At 57.8% G+C, this 19,633-nt stretch carries 23 protein-coding genes, 1 tRNA gene and 1 pseudogene; 15 read left to right on the forward strand and 10 right to left on the reverse strand.

Translation table 11 applies throughout. The features are described from left to right. Window positions 1-86: 86 nt before the first annotated feature. The 3 genes from tnpA to tnpC all read left to right on the forward strand — a co-directional run bounded on the left by tnpA (window position 87) and on the right by tnpC (window position 2,353). Window positions 87-464: an IS66-like element accessory protein TnpA gene (tnpA, locus tag ASF14_RS19040; protein WP_056439051.1), complete on the forward strand. Its 378-nt coding sequence runs from the start codon at window positions 87-89 to the stop codon at window positions 462-464. Next, window positions 461-808: an IS66 family insertion sequence element accessory protein TnpB gene (tnpB, locus tag ASF14_RS19045; RefSeq protein WP_076711207.1), complete on the forward strand. Its 348-nt coding sequence runs from the start codon at window positions 461-463 to the stop codon at window positions 806-808. Before tnpA ends, tnpB begins: the two co-directional genes overlap by 4 nt. 111 nt (window positions 809-919) lie before the next feature. Continuing rightward, window positions 920-2,353 carry an IS66 family transposase gene (gene tnpC / locus ASF14_RS19050; protein ID WP_056439428.1) on the forward strand — a complete coding sequence of 478 codons (1,434 nt, stop codon included), beginning with the start codon at window positions 920-922 and terminating at the stop codon, window positions 2,351-2,353. A gap of 94 nt (window positions 2,354-2,447) precedes the next feature. Here the strand turns inward: tnpC and ASF14_RS21030 are convergent, their stop codons facing one another. The 6 genes from ASF14_RS21030 to ASF14_RS19075 all read right to left on the reverse strand — a co-directional run bounded on the left by ASF14_RS21030 (window position 2,448) and on the right by ASF14_RS19075 (window position 7,978). Further along, a complete protein-coding gene (locus ASF14_RS21030) occupies window positions 2,448-2,693 on the reverse strand; it encodes an HK97 family phage prohead protease (RefSeq protein WP_236697151.1) in 246 nt (81 codons plus the stop codon). Then, window positions 2,690-3,952, reverse strand: a complete 1,263-nt coding sequence (locus ASF14_RS19055; protein ID WP_056439058.1) for a phage portal protein — start codon at window positions 3,950-3,952, stop codon at window positions 2,690-2,692. Before ASF14_RS19055 ends, ASF14_RS21030 begins: the two co-directional genes overlap by 4 nt. A gap of 22 nt (window positions 3,953-3,974) precedes the next feature. Next, window positions 3,975-5,666: a terminase large subunit gene (locus tag ASF14_RS19060; protein WP_056439061.1), complete on the reverse strand. Its 1,692-nt coding sequence runs from the start codon at window positions 5,664-5,666 to the stop codon at window positions 3,975-3,977. A gap of 2 nt (window positions 5,667-5,668) precedes the next feature. Continuing rightward, complete coding sequence (locus tag ASF14_RS19065) at window positions 5,669-5,968, reverse strand: hypothetical protein (RefSeq protein ID WP_056439065.1); 300 nt, start codon at window positions 5,966-5,968, stop codon at window positions 5,669-5,671. Between the two features lie 103 nt (window positions 5,969-6,071). Continuing rightward, window positions 6,072-6,662, reverse strand: coding sequence for an SLATT domain-containing protein (locus ASF14_RS19070; RefSeq protein WP_056439067.1), 591 nt, complete (start codon window positions 6,660-6,662; stop codon window positions 6,072-6,074). Further along, complete coding sequence (locus ASF14_RS19075; protein ID WP_330218804.1) at window positions 6,662-7,978, reverse strand: nucleotide-binding domain-containing protein; 1,317 nt, start codon at window positions 7,976-7,978, stop codon at window positions 6,662-6,664. Before ASF14_RS19075 ends, ASF14_RS19070 begins: the two co-directional genes overlap by 1 nt. Before the next feature lie 226 nt (window positions 7,979-8,204). Between ASF14_RS19075 and ASF14_RS19080 the strand changes: the two genes are divergently transcribed. The 3 genes from ASF14_RS19080 (at window position 8,205) to ASF14_RS19085 (ending at window position 10,583) form a co-directional block, all read left to right on the forward strand. After that, entirely contained in the window at window positions 8,205-8,453 is a 249-nt protein-coding gene (locus ASF14_RS19080) for a hypothetical protein (RefSeq protein ID WP_056439072.1), read from the forward strand. Between the two features lie 335 nt (window positions 8,454-8,788). Next, a complete protein-coding gene (locus tag ASF14_RS21035; RefSeq protein ID WP_168371570.1) occupies window positions 8,789-9,739 on the forward strand; it encodes an isoaspartyl peptidase/L-asparaginase family protein in 951 nt (316 codons plus the stop codon). Between the two features lies 1 nt (window position 9,740). Next, on the forward strand, window positions 9,741-10,583 hold the full coding sequence (locus ASF14_RS19085; RefSeq protein ID WP_156361317.1) for a hypothetical protein: 843 nt from the start codon (window positions 9,741-9,743) through the stop codon (window positions 10,581-10,583). Window positions 10,584-10,975: 392 nt separating this feature from the next. Here ASF14_RS19085 and ASF14_RS22625 read toward each other — a convergent pair whose 3' ends face one another. Beyond that, on the reverse strand, window positions 10,976-11,284 hold the full coding sequence (locus ASF14_RS22625; RefSeq protein ID WP_082442349.1) for an HNH endonuclease signature motif containing protein: 309 nt from the start codon (window positions 11,282-11,284) through the stop codon (window positions 10,976-10,978). A 105-nt stretch (window positions 11,285-11,389) separates the two neighbouring features. Between ASF14_RS22625 and ASF14_RS19090 the strand changes: the two genes are divergently transcribed. Beyond that, window positions 11,390-11,569 carry a hypothetical protein gene (locus ASF14_RS19090; RefSeq protein WP_056439079.1) on the forward strand — a complete coding sequence of 60 codons (180 nt, stop codon included), beginning with the start codon at window positions 11,390-11,392 and terminating at the stop codon, window positions 11,567-11,569. 238 nt (window positions 11,570-11,807) lie between these two features. After that, the gene (locus ASF14_RS19095) at window positions 11,808-12,230 is read left to right on the forward strand and encodes a hypothetical protein (protein WP_056439081.1); all 423 of its coding nucleotides are present in this window, start codon (window positions 11,808-11,810) and stop codon (window positions 12,228-12,230) included. On the opposite strand, the gene ASF14_RS21710 is transcribed toward ASF14_RS19095, so the two are convergent. Both ASF14_RS21710 and ASF14_RS19100 read right to left on the reverse strand, forming a co-directional pair. Then, window positions 12,227-12,628, reverse strand: coding sequence for a hypothetical protein (locus tag ASF14_RS21710; RefSeq protein ID WP_168371571.1), 402 nt, complete (start codon window positions 12,626-12,628; stop codon window positions 12,227-12,229). The two genes, ASF14_RS19095 and ASF14_RS21710, sit on opposite strands and share 4 nt — an antisense overlap. A 112-nt stretch (window positions 12,629-12,740) precedes the next feature. After that, on the reverse strand, window positions 12,741-13,100 hold the full coding sequence (locus tag ASF14_RS19100; protein WP_056439082.1) for a DUF2958 domain-containing protein: 360 nt from the start codon (window positions 13,098-13,100) through the stop codon (window positions 12,741-12,743). Between the two features lie 157 nt (window positions 13,101-13,257). On the opposite strand from ASF14_RS19100, the gene ASF14_RS19105 reads away from it, so the two are divergent. Then, the gene (locus ASF14_RS19105) at window positions 13,258-13,443 is read left to right on the forward strand and encodes a hypothetical protein (protein WP_056439085.1); all 186 of its coding nucleotides are present in this window, start codon (window positions 13,258-13,260) and stop codon (window positions 13,441-13,443) included. A gap of 74 nt (window positions 13,444-13,517) precedes the next feature. Here ASF14_RS19105 and ASF14_RS19110 read toward each other — a convergent pair whose 3' ends face one another. After that, window positions 13,518-15,134 (reverse strand): recombinase family protein, encoded by a 1,617-nt coding sequence (locus tag ASF14_RS19110; RefSeq protein WP_056439089.1) that lies wholly within the window; start codon window positions 15,132-15,134, stop codon window positions 13,518-13,520. A 56-nt stretch (window positions 15,135-15,190) separates the two neighbouring features. On the opposite strand from ASF14_RS19110, the pseudogene ASF14_RS19115 reads away from it, so the two are divergent. From ASF14_RS19115 to ASF14_RS19135, 6 genes and pseudogenes are all read left to right on the forward strand, one after another. Further along, window positions 15,191-15,697 (forward strand): annotated as a pseudogene (locus ASF14_RS19115) (ATP-binding protein); the annotation flags it as partial. Beyond that, window positions 15,697-15,993 carry a hypothetical protein gene (locus ASF14_RS19120; RefSeq protein ID WP_056439095.1) on the forward strand — a complete coding sequence of 99 codons (297 nt, stop codon included), beginning with the start codon at window positions 15,697-15,699 and terminating at the stop codon, window positions 15,991-15,993. The pseudogene ASF14_RS19115 and the gene ASF14_RS19120, both read left to right, overlap by 1 nt. A 57-nt stretch (window positions 15,994-16,050) precedes the next feature. After that, window positions 16,051-16,135 (forward strand) — tRNA-Leu (locus ASF14_RS19125). An 882-nt stretch (window positions 16,136-17,017) separates the two neighbouring features. Further along, window positions 17,018-17,788, forward strand: coding sequence for a hypothetical protein (locus ASF14_RS21715; protein ID WP_168371572.1), 771 nt, complete (start codon window positions 17,018-17,020; stop codon window positions 17,786-17,788). Next, window positions 17,785-18,096 carry a hypothetical protein gene (locus ASF14_RS19130; RefSeq protein ID WP_056439098.1) on the forward strand — a complete coding sequence of 104 codons (312 nt, stop codon included), beginning with the start codon at window positions 17,785-17,787 and terminating at the stop codon, window positions 18,094-18,096. Before ASF14_RS21715 ends, ASF14_RS19130 begins: the two co-directional genes overlap by 4 nt. 272 nt (window positions 18,097-18,368) lie before the next feature. Next, entirely contained in the window at window positions 18,369-19,424 is a 1,056-nt protein-coding gene (locus ASF14_RS19135) for an arabinan endo-1,5-alpha-L-arabinosidase (RefSeq protein ID WP_236697152.1), read from the forward strand. Window positions 19,425-19,633: the final 209 nt, after the last annotated feature.

Here is a 19,633-nt window from a genome sequence, read left to right on the forward strand (position 1 = left end):
CGTAAGCGTCCGGTCTTCTCCGCCTTGCCGACGAGGTGATGCGCAAGCCACAGGTGCGGCACTGTGGCAGACACCGGTGCGGCATCATGGCGACGCGAATTATCGAGATGGTTGGGCCTGAACCGCGCCGGCGGTTCAGCGAAGATGACAAGGCACGGATCGTGTCGGAGGCGATGATGCCGGGTGCCAGCGTGTTGGAGGTGGCGCGGCGACACCGGGTGTGCACGTCGCTGGTGTATCGCTGGCGACGCACGCTGCTGCGCGATGGGGTGGCGAGCGAAGCATTGCCGTTGCCGGGGCCGGCATTCATTCCGGTCGAGGTGGCGGGCGCGCCCATGGTGCCGCATTCGGAGCCGCTCGGACCGGGTGTGGTGGAAGTGGTCGGCCCGGCCGGGCAACGCATCCGCCTGGCACCTCCCATCGACGCGCGGGTGCTCAAGACCGTGCTGGCGGGGTTTGCTTGATCGGGCCGCCGGGCGGTGTCCGGGTGTATCTGGCGGCCGGGGTCACGGACATGCGCAAGGGCTTCGACGGGCTGGCCGCGCTGGTACAGCAGCGGCTGCGCCAGGATCCGTTTGGCGGTGCGGTGTACGCCTTCCGGGGCAAGCGTGGCGATCTGGTCAAGCTGCTGTGGTGGGATGGTCAGGGTCTCGTGCTCCATGCCAAGCGCCTGGAGCGGGGCCGGTTCACCTGGCCGGCGACCGCGGACGGCGTCGCGGTGCTGACCCCGGCGCAGCTGTCGATGCTGCTCGAAGGGGTGGACTGGCGGCATCCGATCCGGTCCTCGCAGCCGACCTTGGCCTGGTAAAAAGTACGGTTTCCTGCGGCTTTCGCGTGTATCGGCACGGGGGTTCTGGTATAAGCGGGCGTGTCGCCCGATGCCGCCTCGCTGCCCGACGATATCGCCCTTCTGAAGGCCATGCTCATTGCTGCCGGCGCCGAGCTGGAGCAGTTGCGGATGCAGGTCGCGCGGCTGCGGCGCATGGCCTTCGGCCGTTCGTCGGAGAAGCTGACGCACCAGGCTGACCAGCTGGAACTCGGGCTGGAAGAGCGCGAGGCGGAAGCCGCCACTGCGGCGATGCCGGTGGTCACCCGGACACGGGAGACCGCCAGGCCGTATCGACAGCCGCTGCCCGACCATCTGCCCCGCACCGAGGTCGTGCATGAGGCACTGTGCGTCTGCCCCGACTGCGGTGGTGCCATGCGGCGCATGGGCGAGGACGTTACGGAACAGCTCGACTATGTGCCCGCCTCGTTCCGGGTCGTGCGCCACGTCCGGCCGCGGCTCAGCTGCCGGTCATGCGAGCGCATAGTGCAGGCGCCGTTGCCGTCCATGCCCATCGAGCGCGGTCGACCCGGTGCGGGGCTGCTCGCCCATGTGCTGGTGTCCAAATACGCCGACCATCTGCCGCTCTACCGCCAGTCGGGCATCTATGCTCGCCAGGGCGTCGACCTTGCCCGCTCCACGCTCGCCGACTGGGTCGGGCGCTCGGCCGCGCTCCTCGGCCCCTTGGTCGACGCGCTCGAGCGCCACGTCATGGGCGGCGCGACCCTCCATGCCGACGACACGCCGGTGCCGGTACTGGCCCCTGGCGCCGGTCGCACCAGGACGGGCAGGCTGTGGACCTATGTACGCGACGAGCGCGGGGCTGGCGGCGAGGCTCCGCCCGCCGTGCTGTTCCACTACGCGCCCGACCGCAAGGGCGAACGACCCGCCGGACATCTTGCCCGGTTCCGGGGCGATCTGCACGCCGATGGCTATGCCGGGTTCGACCGCCTGTATGGCGACCGCATCGCAGAGGTGGCCTGCTGGGCGCATGTCAGGCGCAAGTTCTTCGACGTCCACGCCGCAACCGGCTCCGCCACGGCCCGCGAGGCACTGGACCATATCGCCGGCCTCTATGCCGTCGAACAGGATGTGCGTGGTCGGCCCCCGGACGAGCGACGGCACGCGCGCCAGGCCAGGGCCGGACCGCTGCTCGATGCATTCCGTCAGTGGCTCGATGCAACGGGACCGAAACTGTCCCGGCGCTCCGACCTTGCGGTCGCTATCCGCTATGCGCTCACCCGCTGGACGGCGCTGACCCGCTATGCCGACGATGGTCGCCTGGAGATCGACAACAATGCCGCCGAGCGCTCGCTGCGCGGTATCGCCGTCGGGCGCAAAAACTGGCTATTCGCGGGCTCCGACCAGGGCGGGCACCGCGCCGCCAGCATCTACAGCCTGGTGGAAACCGCCAGGCTCAACGGCGTCGACCCCGAGGCCTGGCTGGCCGACACCATCAGACGCATCGCAGACCATCCGGCCCGCCGGGTCGCTGAACTGCTGCCGTGGAACTACCGGCCCGTTTGAGGTGACGCCGTCACCGGACGCTTACGCTGGCCGACACCATCAGACGCATCGCAGACCATCCGGCCCGCCGGGTCGCTGAACTGCTGCCGTGGAACTACCGGCCCGTTTGAGGTGACGCCGTCACCGGACGCTTACTGAGGAACATCATTGGTGTTGTGCCAGCGGCTTGATGCTCGGTGAGGCTTTTTGCGAATGCGCCAGGAGCGATAACATCGCCATAACTGTCGACGTTACCGAAGACAGCGCCGTAGCCACTGAACACCATCTTGCCGTCGGTGTCGCTTACGCTGTCGAATTTACATTCGAGGCGGGCGACCGCCTTCTGTTCGATAGAGTTCACTTCGTCACCTCGTTATCGTTATTGTTTTGGGAGGTTCGGCTCGGGGCCTTGTCGTCGCCTCCGAAGACGTTGGCCGCTGGTGCCAGTTGGTCAGCAGCAGGATCGTCACTGCGTGGCATGTCTTCCTTTGCGCGGACCTCATTTGCGGTCATCGCGCCAATAGTGCGCATGGTCTGGTAATACTTGGCGCGCTCTGAGTGGCTGGCGCGGAGAAGCGCATTGGCATTCAATTTTATCGTGTAGCCCGCGAGAAGTTCGTCGCGTGTGAGTAGAGCTATCTCCGCGCTTTGTTCGAAACGCTCGTACCAGGGCATGAGCGTATGCGTGAGGTGAGCAAGGAATAGCTGCTCAACCGAGTTGTAGGATGTGCTGTCCTCGCCTTCCATGACCATGATGGGCAGGACACGGAAGAAGCGACAAACCTCTTTGATGAGGAACCTGCGGCTCTCGGTCCACTGGGCCTCATCTGCAGTCGTCGTGACCGGAGTGAATTCCAGATCAAACGGCAGCATGACGGTCTTATGAGCGTTGCCGGTGCCCTGGTACTGCGCCGCCCAAAGCGTTTTTATCTCGTTACGCTGTTCCTGGGTGAGGGGTGATGTACCGGGGCGAGTAGTAAGCAGTCCGCTTGGACGGCCCACATTCTCAAAATACTTCGCGCCGAAGTTTTCTGTCGCCTGTGAAAGACCGATTGCCTTGCTCGCAAGGCGCACGGCATCCATGCCTTTCACGCCGTCCCAAGAGGGGCCGCGAATGTGCCAGATGTCGTCAGTAGGAACGTTCAGTGTCCTGCCGTCCTGGAATGTCACATCGTATGAAAGCGAGAGGTCGGAGGCCTGTCTAACTGATACGCTACCTGGCAGGAGGGCGTACAGTTCCGCGACGCGACCGCCGACCTTGTTCTTGTAAACGAAGGCGTTGTTGGTCAGCGCAAGGTGGAAACCGATCTGCTCGCGCAGTTCAAAGCTGGTCTGCCAATCATTGGGGCGGCGATTGAGCAGAAAGAAAAGGGGATGATCTTTGGCTTCGACCGGCGATCCCGCACTATCTTGGCGAAATACCTTTAGCGGAACCTGTGCCAGTCCCTCCGCGATGACGCGGGCGCAGCAGAGTACCGCACTTGTTTGGATTGCCGTTGCGACGCTGACGTCCTCACCGGCAACGCGGGCTTCGCCAATTGCGCGAAGCAGGTCGATAGTCTGAGTGATAGCCTGACCGCTCTTGCGCTCTAAGCCAAAAAATTGAAGTAGTTTCCCCATCCGTTACTTAGCACGGACGAAATCAGTCTAGGACGTCGATCCAAACTTCGATGGGGGCAGGGGCGGCTATTGACGCCAAACCAAGTGCCATCATGAGCGATACGAAGCCGTCGATCTTCGCATGGAGCATCCGGGGTGGTTTGACTGGCTTAATGAACTCGCCGTGATGCTTGGCCACGACATTGCCTGCCATCCAGCGCAGCATGGGATTTCCATTGTGCTTGAGCTGGCCGAGCGCGATCAGCTTTTCAAAGCGCGACATGGGCGGGTGCATGTTCTGCACGTTTTGAGGATAGGTGATGATCGGCACCTCGTGATGCTCGCGCAGACGTTGGCTCAGGCTTGCGGCCTGCCACTGATCGACGGCGACGCCTTGAACCTTAAACTGCCCGCACAAATCGATCAGCTTGGCCTCGACAGCGGCGAAGTCGGTTTCATCATCTGGGCTGAGGATCAGATGGCTTTTCGCTGCCCATTCGCGATATGCCGTCGCGTTCTTCGGCTCCCTCTGGATCGCCATTTCTGGGAGCATAAGGTGCGGATAGGCATGGTAGGTGGGTTCCCCGCCCTTGTGGTTGGGCACTTCCACAAGTGTGACGATCGCGGTCGTGTCCATTAGGCGGGACAAGTCGGTACCAACCCACGCACGGTAGCCACGATTGACAACCTCGTCCCATGGCAGGGCGTCGGAATTGGCGTCCCAATCCTTCATATTGACCCAAGCTGCACTGCTCGATTGCCAGACGTTCAGGTGCTTGGTCAGTAGGCCGGGCTTTTCGCTCGGCACGTTGAGCGCCTTATTGAATAGCTCGCGCAGGCGATCTTCTGTGAAGCTGACACCCACGTTGGGGTTGGCCTTCTTCCAAACCTCGAAATCCCGCCAATCATCCTCGGGATCGATGGTATAGATCGCGCTGAACCGGCGAATGTCCGTGAGTTCACCGGCAAGGACTTGCTCGCACTGCGCCTGGAGCGTGCGGCAATCGCCAGCTTCGTTGAAACCTGCGGTGGTGATGGTGACAAGGAGCGGCTGTGTACGCGCGCCCATGCCGGTGTTCATCGTCTCGCGCTGCTTCGCGAAGTTGTTGTTTTCGTGCGCCTCGTCAAGAATGGCGAGGTGTGGGTTCGATCCGTCGGGTGGATCGCCGATCATGCGTTCCAGGAAGGAGCCGTTGCGCGTCTCGATCTTCTTTTTGGTAACGCGGGCGCCCCAATGGGTGACGAAACCGGGGCCGCGCAGCGCCATGTCGCGACACGGCTGGAAGCAAAAGTCAGCCTGGTTGAGCGCGGTTGCGCCGATATAGACCTGGGCGCGCTCCTCGTAATCCGCCACTAGCATGTAGAGCGCGATTACGGCGGCGAACGTGCTTTTGCCGTTCTTCCTGGGAATCTCGATAAAGGCTTCGCGATGCTTGCGGTAGCCGTGCTTGTCGACCACGCCGAAAAGCGCAGCCAAAATCCATATCTGCCAAGGCTCCAGCTTGAGGGTGAGCTTCTTCGCTGCCAGCGGGCCTTCGAGGTATGGGAAGGTCTCGGCAAAGCGGCAGACGCGCTCCACCTTGGCCGCATTGAACGTCCATTCGTTGCCCTGAACGTTAGCGAGGAAGCCTTCGCATGACTTGGTGATCTGCCAGCAGGCCGCGATGTCGCCCGCGACGATCTGTTCCGCATAGCGGATCGCTACGTCAGCGAATGCGCCTTTGCCGACGAGCATGATTAGGCGTCTGGCAGAGCGCCGTAGGGGTTAGCTTCTGCCGATAGAGGATTGGCGTTGGTGCCGTTTGTGGTGCGACCGCGCAGGCCACCAATGCCCAGCAGCTCAGCCAGTTTGCGCTTCTCGCTTAGGAAGGCTGCGCGGGGCACTTCGCCGGTTGCGAAGATGGCACGGCAAGCGGCCTCGATTGAGCAGTAGGTTGCAAAAAGCGTGGAATGGCTGTTGTCGATGCCGTTGGCTACGACATGCTCGATTTCATCGAACCATACGTCTTTGGCCGCTGCCGTGAGGTAATCCGGCATAACGGGCTTGCTGGCGGGGCCAGTATCATGGGCTATCTTGGGTTTGGGGCCGCGTTTCACCCATTACTTAGCTGGGCGAGTAGCATTCAGCGAACAGATAACTTTATCGCGGGAGACAGAACCGGGAATTATATCCCCAAAGCGCAAGGCCAATGACAGCCGCGACTATCAGCACGATCGCGGTTAGGCGCGCCGTCACCGGCCATTTGTCCCTCCAAGTGAAATGCAGTTGTTCATCCATCCAGTCGTACTGGCTTTCAGCAAAGAGTTTATAGTGCGCGTACCAGCCACTCAAGAAAACCTGTTTACCAACAGTTACCGAATAGTAGGCTGTTTCGATGGCATCGTACTCTGTCTTTGCGGTTCCTAGGTCCATGCCAGACTGAACGCTAAGGTAGAGATTTTTTAACTTGTTGTATAGGGCGAGCTGGGCGTTAGCGGCCTTCTCGTATTCGTCCGCTCGGTAGAAGGAAAGATAGAGGCTCGCGATGCCCGCAATGACTAGTATGGCAGATGGGAGTTTGGCAGATAGAGGATCGAAGATGAGTGCGAGCACGCCTACCGCGCTGGATATAAACCCGATCCAACCCGGCCCCTTGTTTGCAATATCATACGTCGCGAACGTCTTTTTCACGCCAAAGACGACATCATATCCCTTCTGGGCGATGGCCTTAAGAAGGCGGTCCTTGTCCATCACTTCTCACTCTCGTCTACGATAGGAACGTGAATTCGATCCTTAGCGACCACCACGCCATCCTGCACTGCATAACAGTCAACAACGTGTTCACCCCGGAAGTCCGACGTTTCTCGCTTCGTTTTGTTACCGCTGTCGGGGACAATCTGACCACGGATGATATCGCGGCGGATCGCCTCTGGCCCTCGGTTCAGTACCTTCCAGTAGACGTGGTAGATGCCCTTAATGTTTTCCTTCTCGATATAAAAACGAAGCGATTTTGATTTGTAGACGTTTGGACGTCTTGCGCCCACGCCGCGCATCGCGCGGAGCAGCACTGTACGGAAGCCGCTCTGCTTGATTTCACATTCCAGGCGCAGGGAATACCGGATATCGACGGGAAACAGGTCCTCGATAAACTCTTCTGTATTATCGGCCGTGTAGCCCGCTTCAGTAAGCTGAGCCTTCTTGACCTCGGTCGCCGCTGACGCCGGATATGTGCGGCCGAACAGTTTCCGCCACCTGTTATTCGCCTTCGCATCCTCACCGGCTTCAAGCGCCTTATCCGCGAGGGCTAATCCTTTCTTGGCCTTGCTCTGGAATGCTTTGTGAACCTTGACGTGCTGACCGCTGCCCAGAGCAGCGTAGCGATCCTTTTTCGGCTCTTCCGAAAGGAACGAGAGAAAGTCACGCATCATCTGACCACACGAGTTCAACGCCGTCTTGTCGTACTCAGTTCGCGATACCAGGAAATTGTGGGCGAGAGTGTCGATGAGCAAGCCACCCATGCCGACACCATGCTTGTTTTTCCATGCGCGCGTCATCTTGGCCAACCGACGTAGGTTGCCATTTTTGTCAGTGTTGACCTGCTGGGTGGTTGCCAATTCGGGGCGCGGCTTTGTTACGCGGTAGCAGCCTTGCCCTTTAGTGTACGGATACCAAAAGCCTTCCTCATCTTCGAAAACAGGCTGAACCTCGATCTTAAAGTTCTGATACTGACAAACCACGACGAGCGTGTCCACGTAGACGGTCGTGCTGGTGTAACGAGCCTGGATTGCGTCGGCTGTGTCGCGTAGCAGCTGATAGGGCTTATCTTTATATTTCTCCCATTTTCCGCTGGGCATAATGTAAAGCATGTCCAGATCGGAAATGCCCCGGATGCCAGTCCAACGACCATAGGAGCCTACCTGCAAGCTATTGGCCGTGCGACTGTCCGTCTCACGGAACTGTAGATTGCACGCCCTCGTCACTTCGCCGTAGCGAGATGAGATCGTTGCCTCGTTATCGATTGCGATGTTCGAGAACAGCGTCTTGAAATCGTCCGCCCTGCTGATGATAGCCTCCCGTTGCTGCGCCGGTTCGGTGCCCCCACCATGGCGCTGTCATAGCAGGGGGAGATGGGTTGTGGTCATGATTTGTTCAACCCCATAACGATTGGCTAATTGTATCCATTTTGGCGGTTATTTCGCAGAGATAGCCGGGCTGCGGCGGGATAGGTGAGGTTGTCCATCTCTTGTTTACACCTGCCGTTCACAGCTGGCAGGACAATCACAGGGGCTTAAAATGAACGATATTGGACCGGCAACTTATAACGTCGCTCAGTTTTACCACTCAGAAATTCTGCTTGGCATATTCTTCCTGCTCGCTGTCAGTCAGTTCCTTGAGGCTTTAGGCCAGTGGAGAGCGGACAAGGAGAAGCGTAAGGCTAAGGCATCAATGGCTGGAACCAGCCTCACCGCTTGGGGCAAGCTGCTCAAATTGGCTGGTTTCGGAACATTGTTTCTTGCGCTCCTGAAAGCCAAGTACGGCTGACCACCCCAGGTATTTTAATTCAGGGAGGCGCCTTCCGAGGGGGCGGGTTGTCACGGAAAGCGAGGCAGCCTGAGAATTTGGGCGCCCCTATCGCGGACCTAACCTGATTGCGCCACCAAGACGCATTGCGGTAATCGTATACTGCCGCGTGTGGATCGTGCGATCAATCTTTATAGATCGCAAAGCTTTCAGAAAAATTAGATGAAATGAAAGCCGGAATATTAGCTTCCGTTTCCACAGCAACAATATGTTACAAAAAGTATAGATATAGCCGTTGCGCATTCAGGGCATTTTTGACAGCATTAAAGGTGCAGATTTAGAGGCTGGAATATGTCGTGGCTGTAGCCTCAATGTTGATCCATGGTGGCTTTGTTGTAAGACCGGATCATAGATCGGCAGATGAGGCCGAATATCGAGCAAATGCCATTGATGGCGTCTTGACGAAAGCTACTGCTATTTTGCGTGGTGGTGGCCTAGCCAAGGATGCGTGTGTCCTGGCGTTGAAGTTGCTAGAGGATGACCCCGTGTTCAATGCGGGGAGGGGGGCCTCTCTCACGCAAGACGGGTTTGTCGAGCTTGATGCGATGATTGTCGACGGTGGGACGCGGCGATTTTCATCAGTCGCTGCTGTGCGCAATTTTGCCAATCCAATACTGATAGCTGATGCCCTTTTGAATGGCCCAACGTCTTCGCTTGTCGGGGACGGGGCCGAGCGGTTTGCTCGTAGCATCGGATTGGAGCCATGTAGCGCAGAGTCCATGGTGACGGCCCGCGCGAAAGCCATTTCAAATGAATCTGCGCTTCTAGGCCCTTCCGAGGAGGGCACCATCGGCGCAGTGGCGCTCGACCAGCATGGCAACCTTGTAGCTGCATCCTCATCCGGTGGTCTTCCAAATAAACCACCGGGGAGGATATCTGATAGCTGCATGCCCGGACTTGGTGCCTTCGCAAGAAATGAAACGGCTGCTCTGACTTGTACGGGCCAAAGCGAAATCATAACGCGCTTGACGGTTTCCAGAGATGTGGTCGCCCTGATGGAGTTTCGCCAGATGCCCTTCATAAATGCTTCCGAGGCAGTTGGCGCTCGCATTAATCGCTTGGGCGGAGGTGCCGGTTATATTGGAATATCCCGTCTCGGTGAAATGGTTGTATTTGGGAGTTCCCCTAATATGTCATGGGCCGGCTGGAATGATGCGGGTTTTCATTTAGCATCATCGTATATACCCCATGTTTCTACTGGTTTTGGGGTAATGAATATATTTTCGTATTCAAGTAAGGGAGAGTAGGATGGAAGGCGGTCCAGGTTGGGATATTGTTGTCAACGGCTATACATGGAGCCAGGCAGATAAATGGGACTTTTCTGACTTTGGCGATCTAACGTCATTTCAAGAATATGTTCTGAACATGGAAGGATTAATGCAGGCAGGTACGGGAACCTTTACTGCCCAAACTGCTTATAATAAGGAGTATATGGACACAGTCGCGGACGGCGTAGAGGGATTGGATATTATTGTTAAGGGGATTGTGCAGACCCTTAAAACAATACCAGGAGTGCCGGCGCACGAGATTCGGCGATTCGAATTGCTGGATGAGACCCTCGAGAAGGGCGTCAAGCTTATCAAAGTTGGCGCGATGGATGATACTAGCGCCAAAAAGTTCGTCAAGGATGGCATGGAGCTGGCTTTTGGCGAACTTAGCGACGCGGCTCTTGCAATTGCTGTGGGCTATCTTGCAAATCATGTCACCCAGTTATTGCCGGGTTGGGGTAAGGCTGTTCCATTCGCGGCAATCATTGCCACCTATGCTGCCTCTAAAGCGACTGGCGATGTAGGCGAGGTAATCGCGGACGCTGTAACGGAAGCACTATTTGCTGGGATCGATGTTGTAAAACAATTTAATTACTTTTTTCAATCTGGCGTGACGGAGGTGCCAGAAAACCTATCAACCTTATCGGATGATTTGGTGCTTCGGCAAAATGATATGCCCTATGACTCGCGAGGATTTACACCGGCAGGTTATAGTAATGGCGAATACTTTGAATACGGCCAATTATGGTTCTGGGAGCTCGGGGATACTGGAAATCCGGCACTCGGTCGTCTAAACGCCGATTTAGATTATTATACAATCTAGAGAAAAAATATGGTAAAATCCAAACTTATCACTGCTTTTGGCATAGTAGGATGCACGATCGCGCTGCGGTTTGTTCCGTTTAGCGCAAATCCACCTAAGCCACTTATTGTTGGCGTATTGGCCGTATTGAGCGCAGTGGTATCGTTCATGGGTTATAGGTATTTCAGGCCTGAAGGCCCTGAGAAAAAAAGAGAGGATAGAAACTTCGCGATTATAATATCGCTTGTTCTATTTTTTTTACTTATGAATATATCAGTTCATATCGCAAAAATGTAAAGTGTATATAATTCCAGCATCAGTCATAATAGGCCGTGACCTGGAAAGGGTTGCGGCCTTTTTGTGGTAATATTTGTTCACATATCATGGAGGGTGCGCCATTTTGCCATAGTTTGCTATCGATTTAGTTGATTATTTGAGCGAATTGTACGCATATCGTTTCGTGTTTTAGCCTGGTGGCACCCTTTGCATAATGATTGGGTGTTGCTCCAGTTGTCCTGGCCACCGAGTGCCTTCGGAACAATATGGTCTACCTCAACTGCTGGTGTAAGTATTCCGATTTTATCGCAGTGTCTGCAGAGGGATTCCTCAGTAATCCTTTTGTCTCTTAGTTTGCGCCACTTGCTCCCGTAGCCAACCTTGAAATTTATACGTTTGACAGTGGCAACTGGGGCGGCGGAAAAGCGGGGGGTCTTTGTAGGCATGCATTAATTAGCAGAGGCCCATGGTTCGAGGCTGCATCCGTGTCATCGGAGAGAATTTTGTGTTCTGGCGTCGTCCTTCGGGTTTCCACGTTCATCGCAAGCCTAATGTCCATCGAACCGCACAACGAAGCACTTGACGTCATAGTCTATGATGTTGCCAACGTGCCGATCAGCGATCTGGCTAAGCAGATCGAGTTCAGCATCCTTGCTGACCAGGGGAACAGCCTCGCGCAGCGCATTTCCTACCAGCGCGAGCCGTACTTTATCGAATGGCTTAGTTGGTAATGTATGAACCTGCGCTGTCATACGGTATGCCCTGTGAGTTCGTTGTGCGGACGGAACTATAGCCTTGCTGCCATCCAATCTACCAAAGACACTAGTGATCTGCGGTATTCTTGTTTTTCTTGCCGTCAACATCAATAATTTGGAAAAAGCCAAAATCTCCGGCTCGCTTTCCTATCAACGTGGCAGCATACGATTGGAGTAGGGCAGTTAGGCGCTACAGAGATCGGAGTTACACAACATGGCACGTTTCGACCCCAAGCTGCTCATTCCCGCCGCGCAGGTCGCGGAGTTCAGCAAGCAGGGTAACGCCCGCACTGTCCAGCAGGTCGCGTTGGACAACATCGCGAAGATGAAGGAGCAGTATGCGGCCGGTGAGGGCGCAGAAGGCAAGCTGAACTTCAAGGTCGTCGGGGACCGGGTGGCGTTCACGATCCGGGTCAGCAACACGGCCCTCGTGCTGGAGCGCGTCAAGGTCCAGGACACCGACGTTGATGTGAAGGAAATGACTGTCCCCAAGGCCAATTTCAACGACGCGCTCGACTATTACGCGGATCGGATCAAGACCGGTGAATATGATGCGCAGCTTGCGGCGATGGGCGAGAAGAAGGCGCAGCGTAACGACAAGATGCGCAGCACCCGCGCAGCGAAGAAGGCGGCCTAAGCGCTACTCGCCTGTGAATGCTCGGCCCCTGCTACGGCGGGGGCCTTTTTCTTCGCCTCAAGCGTAGCACGCCGCTTTGCCAAGATGGCTGCCCGATAGTCGGGGTCAGCCCACTTCGCCTTGTAGGAGGCGCTACGCGCTTCACGCGCTGCCGCGTCCGACCATTGCGCTTTAGCGTTTGCACTTCGCAACTGCCGCTGCTCGGGGCGGTTGGCAGTGGCGCGGTTTCGCTCAGCATGGAGTGCGGCTTGCTCAGGATCAGCCAGCAGCGCCTTGCGTTTCTCGCTAAGCCGCTGTCTGTATTCGGGATTAGCGCCGACATTGCGCATAGTCAGTGAGCGGCGCTCGTTCGCCGTCAATGTCTTGCTGTCAATCAATTCGCCTGCGTCAGATACCATGATTTCTTCGTATTTGGGGTGGGGCTTTGTTGCCCAGACTTCCCACCACTGTAAAGCATGATCACGGAAAAAGAGCCGATGGATATAACCCCACCGGCTCAAACCGTTTGAATTACGCTTTGATGTAGCCGGTTTGTCTGCTCTCCGTCGCGTATTCACTCAGGGGCTTTGTCGCTTGCCAGTGAACGGCGCGCTCAACGCGCAATCCTGCCGGACCCCTGACCTCGCAAATTTCATCGATCGAAATGTAACCAATCTCTGGGCAACCCATGCCTAAGTCGGCAAGCCCAAATGCCAGCCCATCGTCATCGATCTCAGTGAGAAGCCATGTGCCGCTCGTCCAGGGCAGAAACAGCTTACAGACGGGATAAAAATCTCGCTCCTGTCTTGTGCCTTTAAGCGGTGCTTGTTCTGCGCCGTTTACGTGAAGCTGTTCAAGGGCCTCTGCGCCAAGCAATCCTATCAAATCCATGTGGCGTACTCCTTATTGCCACCAGAACATCAAGCGCCTTCTTGAGCGCAGGGCAACCGAAGATGTAGAAGAATAGAAGAGCGGCGAAGCGTGTCTACTTTTGGTCGCAACGCTGGATGAAGATGCCAGTGTTGAGGTACGGAAAAGGAGGCACAAAATGCCCAACATGCAGATCGACCTTGCAGCGCTCGCCAGCTTTGTTGACACAACGCTGGACTACAATGCAGACTATGAGGAGGATTGCTTCTGCTTTTCGTTCGGTGGACAGCGCGTGTACTGCGAACGGCATCGCAATTTCTTCAAGCTAGAGGTGGCTGGCAAAGCGTACCAGCTGCCCCGCTAAGCTCCGTACAGGGCCAAACAAGAAGAGGGCGCTACGCAGGCACCCTCTTCTTGTTTGGCTTTTCCTGAGGGTTCTCAGGCGGTCACTTCCTCGGGAGAAAGCGTCCATGCTCCTTCGATCATCCTTCCGTCGGCGTCAAACAGCCACCAGCTATAGTCGTCGGGTTCTATACGGAAGCAGTCTGTCTCGGTCAGCACAATGCGTTTGATGAGGCGGCGTAGCGCCATATTGGCGCGGCCGCGCGCGTAGGTCCGAATGTCGTCATCCTCGTCGATTAGATCGTCGCGCAGCTTCTGGACTAGCGCACCATCTTCAAGAGGGGAGGGGCGGGACAACTGGATCGCTAGAAATTTTTCTGATCCCTCAATGTCCCGGTCTAGCTGTTCAATCTCGCGCTCCAGCACCCTAATGCGTTCGGTGATCGCTTTGGAGCTGCCGTCAGCCAGGGCATCAATGAGGTTATCCAGCTTGTGTTGTGTTCCTGCGCGAAGGCGGTGGCTTTCTGCGACGCTCTCTCGCGCTTGCTTGATGCCCGTGTCTTCGAGCCTCTTGTCGACAAGCTGAGGAACCATCTCCTGGAGGACCGTAGCCTCGATGACGTCGTAATTTAGGATCGAGCCGTTATCACAGTTGTGCTTTCGGCGTGCTCGATCGCACCGCAACTTTCGATAGGTCTTTCGGCGATAATTCACCACCTCGCCGCTCTTCTTGATGTATTTTTGGACGGTATCTGTCGTATGGCCGAAATGCGCCCCGCCACCACACTTCTCGCAGACGACTAAGCCCTGTAGCAGGTTTCGGTTGGTGAACTTCTTTTCTGTGCTCTGATTGCCCTTCCTCATGGCGAGAGCAGCTTGCGCGCGGTTCCACTTCTCCGCCGTTATCGCCTGGGGGAAGAAGTCAGTCGAAATGGTTTTACCGTCATGCGTGACGTATTCGCCCAGGACTGCGCGCTTATTCAGTAGCCTGTAGATATAGCTGTAGAACCAGCCGTTGTTTCCCCGGCGCTGATCCTCAGGTGTCCAGCTTTCTTCCCCGCGATTGTGGAGAACCGACAAGATGCGATGAATGCCCATTCCGTCGATGTAAAGGTCGAAGATGTCGTTTAGCACCTTCATTCGATGCTCGTTCAGAACCATCTGACCGTCCACACGGTCTATCCAATTCGGTAGGTTAGGGACCATCACCGATTTGTCGCCAGCGGCTATTCGATCCAACCGGCTTGCCCAGCTCGCCGCCGTGCGCTTGCTCTTTTTGTGGCTTTCCTGGTGGGCATTTTGCGCGTGGATAATGACCTTAAAGACGTCGAGCAGATCATCGCTTTCGCCTGCGCGGTAAACGTGCTGGTCGTGATAGGTCGCAACATCAACACCATGTTCATTGAGGCCCCAAACGAGGGTGGCGGCGGCCTTCGCGCCCTGGCGGCTTAATCGGTCGATGTTCTCGACCACCAGCACCTTGCCACGATGGAGGCCATTCCGCGCTTCCAGCTCGAATTGATGAAGCGCCGCCCCCTCAAGCCGGTTTGCTCCGTGAAAGGCACTGCGCCCTTCGTCGCTTATCGTGCGCTCTACCGTCCATTCTTGTTCGGCCGCGAACTGTGCGCCTAAAGTTTGTTGACGTTCTAAGGAATATCCCTTGCCCTGCTCTGCCGATGAGAACCGGGAATAGATGATGGCAGTCTGAGGCATTGTCCGACCCTTGCATACATAGCGTTGCCGTTCAGTTTACGTGCCTCGCAAGTTGCGTGCAGCTGATCGCGGCGATGAACCCGTGCCGCTGCGGCCATCTGGGTGACGCGGCGCTGGCCTGCGCCCGCGCGCCGCGCTGTGCGGCGGATTATCAGGCCAAGATTTCCGGACCTTTGCTCGACCGAATCGATCTGTCCGTCGAGGTCCAGCCGGTTCGCGCCATCGACCTGTTCGCTCCCGCTGCCGCCGAATCATCCGCGACGGTCGCCGCGCGGGTAGCGGCGGCACGTGCGCTCCAGACCGAACGCTACCGCGATGCCGCCGTGACGATCCGGACCAATGCCGAAGCGGACGGGCAATGGCTGGAACGCTTTGCGACCCCGGACGATGCAGGCCGCGCCCTGCTGGTCGAGGCGGCCGAGCGAATGCGCCTGACCGCACGCGGCTATACCCGCGTCCTGCGCGTCGCCCGCACCATCGCCGACCTGGCGGGGGCGGAGCAGGTCGGGCGTATCCATGTCGCCGAAGCGCTAAGCTATCGCCAACGGCCGCCGGTGAACTGATGGCGGGCAAGGCCGGGCGCTGGATCGCCGCTATATTGCTGATGGCCTTCGGGCCACCGCTGACGTGGCTGGCCATCATCTGGTCCGATCCCGTAGGGTCTGGAATTGGCGCGCCTGCGCTCCTCTATGCTCTTGCGGCGTTGGCATCCGTACCTGGGCTTATCGGCCTTTGGATGCTGCCTTGGCGTACCCGAACCAAGGCCCTGATCCTACCGCTTTACCTGGCCGCGATTGTCCTGGTCCTGCTCTACACGCTCGTAGTCTTCGTATGCGTGGCGCTTCACGATTGCCCCTGATCCCGACAATCGGCGCTTGCACCGCGCATCACCCTCGTCTAGCAGCGCCTCTTCGCTGCCCCTGTGGCGAAATTGGTAGACGCATTCGACTCAAAATCGAACGCCGCAAGGCATGCTGGTTCGAGTCCGGCCAGGGGCACCATCTTACCGAGCGTAAGATGTCGATATTGCGATGAGCTTATATGTTCGACTGGCAAGCGAACCATCTTTCGATCCCTCACTGACCCAGGCCGCGTCGGAAAGCGGCGAATGACGGCGGTCGTCAGTTCGCTGACGGCCATTCGTGATTTACGGTCGCTTGATCTTTCAGGACGGCGTTAAAGAAGCATTCGGCAAGTGGACGTTGATTTGCTGCCTGATCCTGTTCGAATCGACGACCTCATGGCTCGTTGCGAAGAGCTGTTGGCGCATTCACGCGGCGAAATAGATGGGCGGGGTCAAGCAGACCCGTTGCGACCTTTGGTCCCATAGAATCTTTGCAAGCGCAGCAGTTTAATCCGAAGATAGTCGAACGGAGATGGGCTCCTTCGAGCCTTTACATGTTATCCTGAAGCGGCAACGTGGCACGTGCATAGTCGTTTGAAAACACAGCCATAATGTCAGTCCATCGGACGAACGATGGGCAACATTGACAATTCGCTATCTGTTCTATATATGTTCCGCAAAAGGGTGGGGTGATATGGCAGAGGCGTCTAAGAATAGGGAGACACGTGCTTTTTCATGGTGGCTGCGAACAGGTAGGCTGCCGCAAGCGCTGGGGCCTGACGGTCTTGAGCTCAAATTCAACCCATGGCACGATCCGGCGAACGGCCGGTTTACCTCTGCGGGGGCAGGGCGCCAGGAAGCCGCAGGTGCTGGCGATGCGATCCCCAAAGCAGGTGGCCGCCCCTTGGGCCGAACGGGACACGTGGCTCGGGGCCCTGGAAGAGAAAGCGGCAATTCGCAGCGTATAGCCCTGCCGAAGGTGGGACTGTCGCGGCAAGGATCGGCGACGGGAGAAGCCAAAAAGCCCGAACGGCTTGGTTTGTCGAGTGCGAAGACGAAACCTGTCGGAAGCGCGCGATCCGCTAAGCATCCGAATCCCGTTGCCGAGTTTGTCGGTGGCGTCGGTGAAGGGCTGTATGACGTCGGGAGGGGAGCGGTCGCGGATATCCAGGGCGTACTGACGACGAACCCCGTGGTGACCGTTCGCGACGCTGCCAGCGGCATTGCGAATAGGATCGATGCTGCGATCACTGCGGAGGATATTCCTGCTCGAATCCAGATTTCGCGGGCGGCCGCCGCTGTCTCTCATGCCTCTGCACGGGATATTGGCCGTGCCTCAGCGACGGTTGCGGGAAATGTCGCACTTGCGGTGGCGCCTGGGGCTGGGCTCTCCAAAGTTGCGGCGGTCCGCCGTCTTCGCGTGATGAGGCCGCGTCCGACATTTGAGCCTCCCCAGATCGGCTGGGTGAAAGAAACGATCAAGTCGGACAAGCCTTGGAAATCATATAATGATTCTGCCGCTGGCGCGCGATCCGGTCATGCGCCGACATTGACGCGAACCATGCCAGACGGGTCGCGGCGGCTTGTAAAATTCGATGGCGTCCAAGGCGATTACGTGATTGATCGCAAGTGGAGCGTAAGAAACATGGCGAATGCACGCGCTCAGGTCCTGCGGCAGTCCGAGGTATTGGCGCAGAATCGTCTGATCGGGCTTTGGGAGGTTCCGACGCCGGTTCAGAAGGTCAAGGCGCTCAAATTGCTCCGAAGGATGAACGTTACCAACATTCATGTAAAGGTCGTCAAGCCATGATCGCTCAACAAGTCGCGTATATCATAGCGGAATATGTCCTCTTCGTCGAACTCACTCCCGAAGACGATCTTGATCCTCATACCGGGGAGAAGATGATGGGAATGCTTGGATGGCAGCTTGAGAATATGGACAAAGGCTTTCTCCGCGAGTTGGTCGATGCATTTCCTGTCATTGCGGAAGGATATGGCGAGGAAGCGCGGCAGTTGGTGCGCGACATACCTTATGGCTTCTACCTCGAAGAGGCGCTGGCGGCGGACGATCCGGTGCGGTTGGCAGAACTCGATGCCCTGCGCGAAGCGAGGGATTGAGGCACGGTATCAGGGAATGAAATACGAGCGGCGAGGCGGGCTCGCATCTTGTACAGCCTCGGACCGTGCGAAGCCGACGACGGCAATCAATGAAGATGGTCCAGCACTCAGGGGCCCAAAGTCGTTTGGAGGACTCCAGCAATCTTCGGGGTAACCGGAGAATAGTCTTACGCTTCGGTGCGCAACTTGCGTTGATTTATGTCCGACTATAATTTGGTTATATCAGGACGCCGGGCGAGTTCATGATCCGGCCGAGGAACGGGGGTTTCGTCATGCGCCAATTGGGCCGATCGCGCAGTCTGTATCTGTTGCGGGCCATGGTGCTCGTCGGCGCGGTGGCATTGGGCAGCAAGGCGCTGATCTCGGCGCCGCGCGAAACGGCTCTGTCGGGCGATATCGTGCCGGCGCATGATCCGGTGCTGATCCGCGAGGGCGATCGTTATTACGTCTATTCGACGGGTCAGCGTGACCGGCGGCCGTTGGTGGCCCGGACTTCGCGCGACCTGCGGCACTGGGCTTCGTTGCCGTCGCCTTTGCCCGATCTGCCGGACTGGGCCAGGGCAGCGGTGCCCGGCGCGCGGGAGATGTGGGCTCCCGACATCGCGCGGGTCGGGGCGCGGGTCGGGAATGGGTATCGGCTATATTACTCGGTTTCCCGCTTCGGCACGCAGCATTCGGCGATCGGCTTGGCGACCGCCACGACGTTGGATCCGGACGCGCCCGGCTATGGCTGGCGGGACGAGGGGCTGGTCATCGCCTCGCGGGAGGGCGATCCGTATAATGCAATCGATCCGGCATTTGTGCGTGATCGCCAGGGCGGCGAATGGCTGAGCTTTGGGAGTTTCTGGGACGGAATCCAACTGGTCCGGCTCGATCCGCGGAGCGGCAAGCCTGCCGCCGGGGCCAAGCCACGAATGATCGCCCGGCGCGATTTGGGCGACAAGACCAATGCGATCGAGGCCCCCTTTATCATCGATCATGACGGCTGGTACTGGCTGATCGTGTCGTTCGACTTTTGCTGTCGCGGGACCGGAAGCAGCTACCATCTGCGCATCGGGCGCGCGCGCTCGATTGAGGGCCCCTATGTGGACCGCTCGGGCCGGGCGATGCGTGAGGGTGGCGGAACGGTGCTTCTTCAGGCCGATGCGGCAGGGCGCGATCGCTTTCGCGGGCCGGGTCATGCCGGCGTGATGCGTGACCGCGATGGGCGCCACTATCTGGTCCACCACGCCTATGACGCGGCCGCCGGGGGTGTGGCGACGTTACGGATCGCCCGGCTTCACTGGGACGAGGCGGGATGGCCGGTCGTGGAGAAGGCGGCGTCCTGACCATGCCGTCGATTCGGCGGCGGGTGCTCCAATGCCCAATTTTGATACATCGGGTTGCGCTCGTCATCGGTGGTCGAGGGTCGGCACGCGGACAAGCCTCGTGCTTCAGCCTAAAAGACGGACAAGTAAAGGCTAACGGAACGGGCGTGGGGGCTCGATCCTACTGCACTGAATTGTAATCAAAATAGCATTTTGGCAGCGCTAACATC

This window comes from Sphingomonas sp. Leaf257 (genome assembly GCF_001422185.1).
In the GTDB taxonomy this organism is placed as follows: Bacteria; Pseudomonadota; Alphaproteobacteria; order Sphingomonadales; family Sphingomonadaceae; genus Sphingomonas; species Sphingomonas yabuuchiae.

Excerpts from the sequence above, each read along its gene's own strand:
- tnpA (WP_056439051.1), top strand. The coding sequence starts at position 87 with ATGGCGACGCGAATTATCGAGATGGTTGGGCCTGAACCGCGCCGGCGG.
- tnpC (WP_056439428.1), top strand. The coding sequence starts at position 920 with ATGCTCATTGCTGCCGGCGCCGAGCTGGAGCAGTTGCGGATGCAGGTC.
- ASF14_RS19055 (WP_056439058.1), bottom strand. The coding sequence starts at position 3,952 with ATGGGGAAACTACTTCAATTTTTTGGCTTAGAGCGCAAGAGCGGTCAG.
- ASF14_RS19060 (WP_056439061.1), bottom strand. The coding sequence starts at position 5,666 with ATGCTCGTCGGCAAAGGCGCATTCGCTGACGTAGCGATCCGCTATGCG.
- ASF14_RS19065 (WP_056439065.1), bottom strand. The coding sequence starts at position 5,968 with ATGCCGGATTACCTCACGGCAGCGGCCAAAGACGTATGGTTCGATGAA.
- ASF14_RS19070 (WP_056439067.1), bottom strand. The coding sequence starts at position 6,662 with ATGGACAAGGACCGCCTTCTTAAGGCCATCGCCCAGAAGGGATATGAT.
- ASF14_RS19080 (WP_056439072.1), top strand. The coding sequence starts at position 8,205 with ATGAACGATATTGGACCGGCAACTTATAACGTCGCTCAGTTTTACCAC.
- ASF14_RS19085 (WP_156361317.1), top strand. The coding sequence starts at position 9,741 with ATGGAAGGCGGTCCAGGTTGGGATATTGTTGTCAACGGCTATACATGG.
- ASF14_RS22625 (WP_082442349.1), bottom strand. The coding sequence starts at position 11,284 with ATGCCTACAAAGACCCCCCGCTTTTCCGCCGCCCCAGTTGCCACTGTC.
- ASF14_RS19090 (WP_056439079.1), top strand. The coding sequence starts at position 11,390 with ATGTCCATCGAACCGCACAACGAAGCACTTGACGTCATAGTCTATGAT.
- ASF14_RS19095 (WP_056439081.1), top strand. The coding sequence starts at position 11,808 with ATGGCACGTTTCGACCCCAAGCTGCTCATTCCCGCCGCGCAGGTCGCG.
- ASF14_RS21710 (WP_168371571.1), bottom strand. The coding sequence starts at position 12,628 with ATGGTATCTGACGCAGGCGAATTGATTGACAGCAAGACATTGACGGCG.
- ASF14_RS19100 (WP_056439082.1), bottom strand. The coding sequence starts at position 13,100 with ATGGATTTGATAGGATTGCTTGGCGCAGAGGCCCTTGAACAGCTTCAC.
- ASF14_RS19105 (WP_056439085.1), top strand. The coding sequence starts at position 13,258 with ATGCCCAACATGCAGATCGACCTTGCAGCGCTCGCCAGCTTTGTTGAC.
- ASF14_RS19110 (WP_056439089.1), bottom strand. The coding sequence starts at position 15,134 with ATGCCTCAGACTGCCATCATCTATTCCCGGTTCTCATCGGCAGAGCAG.
- ASF14_RS19120 (WP_056439095.1), top strand. The coding sequence starts at position 15,697 with ATGGCGGGCAAGGCCGGGCGCTGGATCGCCGCTATATTGCTGATGGCC.
- ASF14_RS19130 (WP_056439098.1), top strand. The coding sequence starts at position 17,785 with ATGATCGCTCAACAAGTCGCGTATATCATAGCGGAATATGTCCTCTTC.
- ASF14_RS19135 (WP_236697152.1), top strand. The coding sequence starts at position 18,369 with ATGCGCCAATTGGGCCGATCGCGCAGTCTGTATCTGTTGCGGGCCATG.